The organism is Bradyrhizobium sp., assembly GCF_049691595.1.
In the GTDB taxonomy this organism is placed as follows: Bacteria; Pseudomonadota; Alphaproteobacteria; order Rhizobiales; family Xanthobacteraceae; genus Bradyrhizobium.
In genome coordinates, this window is sequence record NZ_JBAVNZ010000663.1 from 1 (window position 1) to 5,456 (window position 5,456).

Annotated in this window: 4 protein-coding genes and 1 pseudogene; 1 reads left to right on the plus strand and 4 read right to left on the minus strand. The window is 64.6% G+C overall.

Annotated elements, in window-relative coordinates; genetic code table 11:
* The 3 genes and pseudogenes from WCE35_RS26595 to WCE35_RS26605 all read right to left on the minus strand — a co-directional run.
* Positions 1 to 995, minus strand: a pseudogene (locus tag WCE35_RS26595) (SPOR domain-containing protein); the annotation flags it as partial.
* Between the two features lie 107 nt (positions 996 to 1,102).
* Complete coding sequence (gene argS, locus WCE35_RS26600; protein WP_424596285.1) at positions 1,103 to 2,896, minus strand: arginine--tRNA ligase; 1,794 nt, start codon at positions 2,894 to 2,896, stop codon at positions 1,103 to 1,105.
* A gap of 10 nt (positions 2,897 to 2,906) precedes the next feature.
* Positions 2,907 to 4,115 (minus strand): deoxyguanosinetriphosphate triphosphohydrolase, encoded by a 1,209-nt coding sequence (locus WCE35_RS26605; RefSeq protein ID WP_424596286.1) that lies wholly within the window; start codon positions 4,113 to 4,115, stop codon positions 2,907 to 2,909.
* A gap of 102 nt (positions 4,116 to 4,217) precedes the next feature.
* Between WCE35_RS26605 and erpA the strand changes: the two genes are divergently transcribed.
* Positions 4,218 to 4,547 (plus strand): iron-sulfur cluster insertion protein ErpA, encoded by a 330-nt coding sequence (gene erpA / locus WCE35_RS26610; protein ID WP_424596287.1) that lies wholly within the window; start codon positions 4,218 to 4,220, stop codon positions 4,545 to 4,547.
* Here erpA and WCE35_RS26615 read toward each other — a convergent pair.
* Complete coding sequence (locus WCE35_RS26615) at positions 4,544 to 5,443, minus strand: amidohydrolase family protein (protein ID WP_424596288.1); 900 nt, start codon at positions 5,441 to 5,443, stop codon at positions 4,544 to 4,546. The two genes, erpA and WCE35_RS26615, sit on opposite strands and share 4 nt — an antisense overlap.
* Positions 5,444 to 5,456: the final 13 nt, after the last annotated feature.

Genomic DNA, 5,456 nt, shown 5'->3' on the forward strand with positions numbered 1-5,456 from the left:
GCACCCGGCGGCAAGCCTGCGTCAGCCGCATCTCCCTTGACGGAAAGCGTCCTGATCTTGCGCGGTTCGTTGTTGGGCATCGTGCCGTTGGCCGCGGCTGGCGGCGAGACCGACGAGGTGACGCCCGCCGCCGGTTGCGGGGTGCCGGCCTGATTCAATGGCGGAAACACCACGCGCGGAGCGGTCCTGGCGCCGACGTCGACAGGGGCTTCCTCGCGCGAAACGAGCTTCTCGGTGCCATCGCCCTGCACCAATCGGTCAGGCGTCTTGGCGATGCCGTCCGCCGGCGCCGACACGATCTTGGTCGGACTATTGTCGGCCTTGATGATCGGTGGCTCTCCGCTGCGAGGCGAGCCGACATAGGTGCGATAGGCAAAGGCCGCGCCCGTCCCCACCACCGCCAACGCCAACACGGCTGCGACCGTCATCAGGCCGCCGCGGCGCCGGCGCGGCGCCGGCTCGTCTTCCTCGTAGCCGTCCTGGTAGGCGTAGGCATCGTCGGTGTAGGCCGGGTCGCGCTCATCCTGTTCGCCGGACCCGATCTGGCCATACAGCGCATCGTCATAGCGCGACAGATCGGGCTCATGACCGCCTTCCGGGAACGGTAGCTCATCCCGATATTCTTGCGCCGGCGCGACTTGTTCTGTCGGGTAGCGCAGCGGGTGCACGGGGCTCGGCTGAAATTCGGGCTCTTCAGGCTCCAGCGGCGGCGGCTCCTGCCAGGCGCGCTGCATCCATGGCGGCGGGCCTGCCGGAGCAACCTGTTCTTCGTCGATAGCAGGCTGGTATTGCGGACGGACATTCGCCCGCGACTGCAGCGGATGCGGCGGCTTGCCTGCCGCGCCAAACGGATCGTTCTGGCCGATCAGCCGCGCGAGCTCCGCCAGCGGATCGCTCTCGGCCTGATGCGACGCGTTCGGGTACGTGCCGCGGTCATGTCCGCGGTCGTAATTTTCCTGGGCAGGAAAAGGTCGGTCCTGGTATCGATCAATCATCGCGATGATGCATCCCGTTCGGGACAGCGCCAACCCGCTTCATAAACGAATTGGTCCCTGCCGGATACCCCCACAAATCCCGTATGTGTGAGGGCCGTTGCCCCTGCCTACCGCATCTCGGTCGGCGCGTGGACGCCGAGAATGGCCAAGCCCGATGCCAGAACCGAGACGACGCCCTGAACCATCGCCAGCCGCGCCTTCGTGATCTCTGCATCATTCCTGATAATGAAGCGTAAATAGGGCAAGTCGCGCCCCCTGGTCCAAAGCGCGTGAAATTCGCTCGCGAGATCATAGAGATAAAAAGCGATTCGGTGCGGTTCATGAGCGACCGCCGCGGCCTCGATCGTGCGGGGATAGAGCGCCAGCCGTTTCAGCAGGTCGAGTTCCGCCGGGTCGGTCAGCCGCACCGTCGCGGCATTTTCGAGCCAGGCCGCCCGGGCGCCCGTCTCCTCCGGCAGATCGGGAACCACCTCGCGGGCGTTCTTGAAGATCGAATGGCCGCGGGCATGTCCGTACTGGACATAGAACACCGCATTGTCCTTGGACTGCTCGATCACCTTGGCGAGGTCGAAATCCAGCACCGCATCGTTCTTGCGGAACAGCATCATGAACCGCACCGCGTCGGAGCCGACCTCGTCGACCACTTCGCGCAAGGTGACGAACTCGCCGGAGCGTTTCGACATTTTTACGGGCTCGCCATTGCGCAGCAGCCTGACGAGCTGCACGATCTTGACGTCCAGCGCCGCCTGGCCTGCAGTGACGGCCTTCACCGCCGCCTGCATGCGCTTGATGTAGCCACCATGGTCGGCACCGAACACGTCGATGAGGTTGTTAAAGCCGCGATCGAACTTGTTCTTGTGGTTGGCGATGTCGGAGGCGAAATAAGTATAGGAGCCGTCCGACTTCATCAGCGGACGGTCGACGTCGTCACCATAGGCGGTGGCGCGGAACAGCGTCTGGACACGGTCCTCATAATCCTCGACCGGCCCGCCCTTCGGCGGCGGCAGACGCCCCTCATAGACATCGCCGCGCGCGCGCAGGAAGTCGATGGTCTCGCTGACCTTGTTGTTGCCGTTCTCGATCAGCGAGCGTTCCGAGAAGAACACGTCGTGCCGGATATCGAGCGCGGCGAGATCGCCCTTGATCTCGTCCATCATCATCGCGATGGCCTTGGCGCGCACGATCGGCAGCCAGACATTTTCCGTCATCGCCAGCAGCTTGTCGCCGTACTCCCGGGCAAGCGCCTGTCCCACAGGCTTGAGGTAATCGCCGGGATACAATCCTTCCGGTATCGCGCCGATGTCCTCACCCAGCGCCTCGCGGTAGCGCAGGTAAGCCGAGCGCGCCAGCACATCGACCTGCGCGCCGGCGTCGTTGACGTAATATTCGCGGGTGACGTCATAGCCCGCAAACTGCAGCAGGCTGCACATCGCGTCACCAAACACCGCGCCCCGGCAATGGCCGACATGCATCGGCCCGGTCGGGTTGGCCGAGACATATTCGACATTGACCTTCTCGGCCCTGCCGATGCCGTTTCGCCCGTAAGCCTCGCCTTCGCGCAGCACGGTACGCAGCGCGTCCGCCCAGACCGCTGGCTTCAGCGTGAGATTGATGAAGCCGGGTCCGGCGACATCGACGGACAGGACCAGTTCGTCCGCGCGAAGCCATTCCGCGAACTTCTCGGCGAGATCGCGCGGTTTGGCGCCCGCCTCCCTGGCCAGAACCATCGCGGCGTTGGTTGCCATATCGCCATGCGTGGCATCGCGCGGCGGCTCGACCACGATGCGCGAGAAATCGATGCCAGCCGGCCAACCGCCTTCTGCGGCAAGCGCGGCGCAAACGGCGTGCACGCGCGCCAGCACGTCGGCAAAAAGATGCGGTGAAGCGGGGATATCGGCCATGGGCCGCCGCCTAACGCAAATCCGGGGTCGAGTCAAAAAGCCTCTGGTGTTCGGTCAGCGCAAAGCGATCGGTCATGCCGGCGATGAAATTGCCGATCCGGCGGGCCCGCTCGGCCTCCGTCTCGCTTTGGCCGCCGTCCTGCCATTCGGCCGGCAGATCGCCCGGCGTGGCCCGATAGCGCGCGAACAGGTCGAACAGGATCTGCTCCGCCTCGCCCATCACCCGCATCACCCGTTCGTGGCGATACATCCGCTGCTTCAGGAACGCTTTGATCTCAGCCTCCTGCCGCATGGCTTCGTCCGGGAACGCGATCAGCGGCGCAGGGTGATGGCGGACATCGTGGACGGATTGCGGCTGCACGGCCTGCAGGCGCGTTTGCGCCTCCGTGACCACCGCCCCGATCAGATAGGAAATCAGCTCGCGCACCAGCTCGGCGCCGCGCCTGATGTCGTCGAGCGCGGGATAATGCCGCGCGATATCGGCGATGATCCCGGCCGTGAGCGGAACAACCCTGAGATCATCGAGATTGAACAGGCCCGCGCGCAGGCCGTCGTCGATGTCATGGGCGTCATAGGCGATGTCGTCGGCGAAGGCCGCAACCTGGGCTTCCAGAGAAGCGAAGGTCCAGAGTTCCAGATCGTATGTTCTGACGTATTCGGAAATACCGACGGGAATGCCGCTCTCCCGGTACCGCCCTGTCGGGGTCCCGTCCCGCCCGGTCAGCGGGCCGTTGTGCTTGACGATGCCCTCGAGCGACTCCCACGTCAGGTTGAGCCCGTCGAACGCGGGATAGCGATGCTCCAGCGAGGTGACGACCCGCAGCGTCTGCGCGTTGTGGTCGAACCCGCCATGGGACTTGAGGCATTTGTCCAGCGCCCGCTCGCCGGCATGGCCGAATGGCGGATGGCCGAGGTCGTGGGCCAGCGCCAGCGTTTCCGTCAGATCCTCGTCCAGGCCGAGCTGCCGGGCCAGCGCGCGGGCAATCTGCGCCACTTCCAGCGAATGGGTCAGCCGGGTGCGGTAATGATCGCCCTCGTGGAACACGAAAACCTGGGTTTTGTGCTTCAATCGGCGAAAGGCGGTGGAATGGATCACCCGGTCGCAGTCGCGCCGGAACGGGCTGCGGGTCTTGCTCGGCGGCTCCGAAAACAGCCGCCCCCGGCTGCGGTCGGGGTCGCAGGCAAAAAGCGCGCGGGGGGCAGCCATTCCGACCGACACGGCAATTTAATCCTTATCCATTTGATTCCGTTGGCCGGCGCACTTAACTATGTCGGGTGCGGGATACCAAATGAAATGGGTATGACGCCTGGAGACCTTGTCATGACTACTGCCATCACCGTCAGCGAGCGGGCGGCCCGCCGGATCGGGGAAATCCTCAAGGACGAGGGTGACGGGGCGATGCTGCGCATCAGCGTCGAGGGCGGCGGCTGCTCCGGCTTTCAGTACAAATTCGATGTCGATCGCGCCAGGGCCGAGGACGATCTGGTTATATCGCGCGACGGCGCGGTGGTGCTGGTCGATCCGGCATCGGTACCGTTCCTGGCCGGCTCCGAGGTCGATTTCGTCGACGATCTGATCGGCGCCTCGTTCCGGGTGGTCAACCCCAACGCCACCGCCTCCTGCGGCTGCGGGACCAGCTTTTCGATCTAGGGACGATTCTCGGTAAATAGCGCCCTTGCATTCCCATGCGCGATTTGCCGGGCTACATGGGCCGGCAACTGCGCCAGCCAGGCGCGATAACCCGCCATGATCTCCCCGTAGTTGGCCCAGCGCTCGGAGACCCAGGTGTCGGAGCCGAGCAGGAACCGGTCGGGATATTTCTCGAACAGCGCACGCCATTCCGGGGTCAGCTTCCCCGATTCATCGATGATGCCGCTGCGGTAGGAGAGTTCTCCCCACAGCCTGGGATATTTGGCGAGCATCGCCGCGACGCGGTCGGCGGGCAGGCCAAAGCCGGTATGCGCCCAGATGATCCGGGCTTGCGGATTGTGCCGCATCAGGATCTCGACGGCCTCCTGATCCGCATGGGCATGCAGATAGAGATTGTTGGCCACCGCAAAATCGACGGTCTTCCTGACCATCTCGGTGTCGGCAGCCTGCCCCGTCAGATGAAACTCGCCGACGCCGCGATAGTAGCCGCGCCTGAACTCCTCCTGCACGAGTTCGAAGATCACGGGATCGTTGAACCAGGTGCCGATGTCGGCCCGGACGCGGTAGGGCCGGATGAACGGCACCACCTGCAGGCCGTCCGCCCTGGCATCGACCAGCGCATGGGTGCCGGTATTGGGGCGGCTGGTCGCGAGGATGCCGGTGACGCGATGTTTCTTGAACAGCGCCAGCACCTCATCGACCTGGTAGAACGGTTTCGGCTCCCAATTGTAATGCAGATGCGCGTCGAAGATTTCGATCGGCTCTTCCGCCTCGGCGCGATGACCGAGGCCCGCGAAAGCACATGCGGCGATCAGGATGGCGATGCGCCGGCAATGAGGCCTCATGTTCGGCCGGGCCACCCTACTCGGCCGCGACCACATGCGGCCGTTCGGCATCGCCGCCGTCCTC

Excerpts from the sequence above, each read along its gene's own strand:
- WCE35_RS26615 (WP_424596288.1), bottom strand. The coding sequence starts at position 5,443 with ATGCCGAACGGCCGCATGTGGTCGCGGCCGAGTAGGGTGGCCCGGCCG.
- erpA (WP_424596287.1), top strand. The coding sequence starts at position 4,218 with ATGACTACTGCCATCACCGTCAGCGAGCGGGCGGCCCGCCGGATCGGG.
- argS (WP_424596285.1), bottom strand. The coding sequence starts at position 2,896 with ATGGCCGATATCCCCGCTTCACCGCATCTTTTTGCCGACGTGCTGGCG.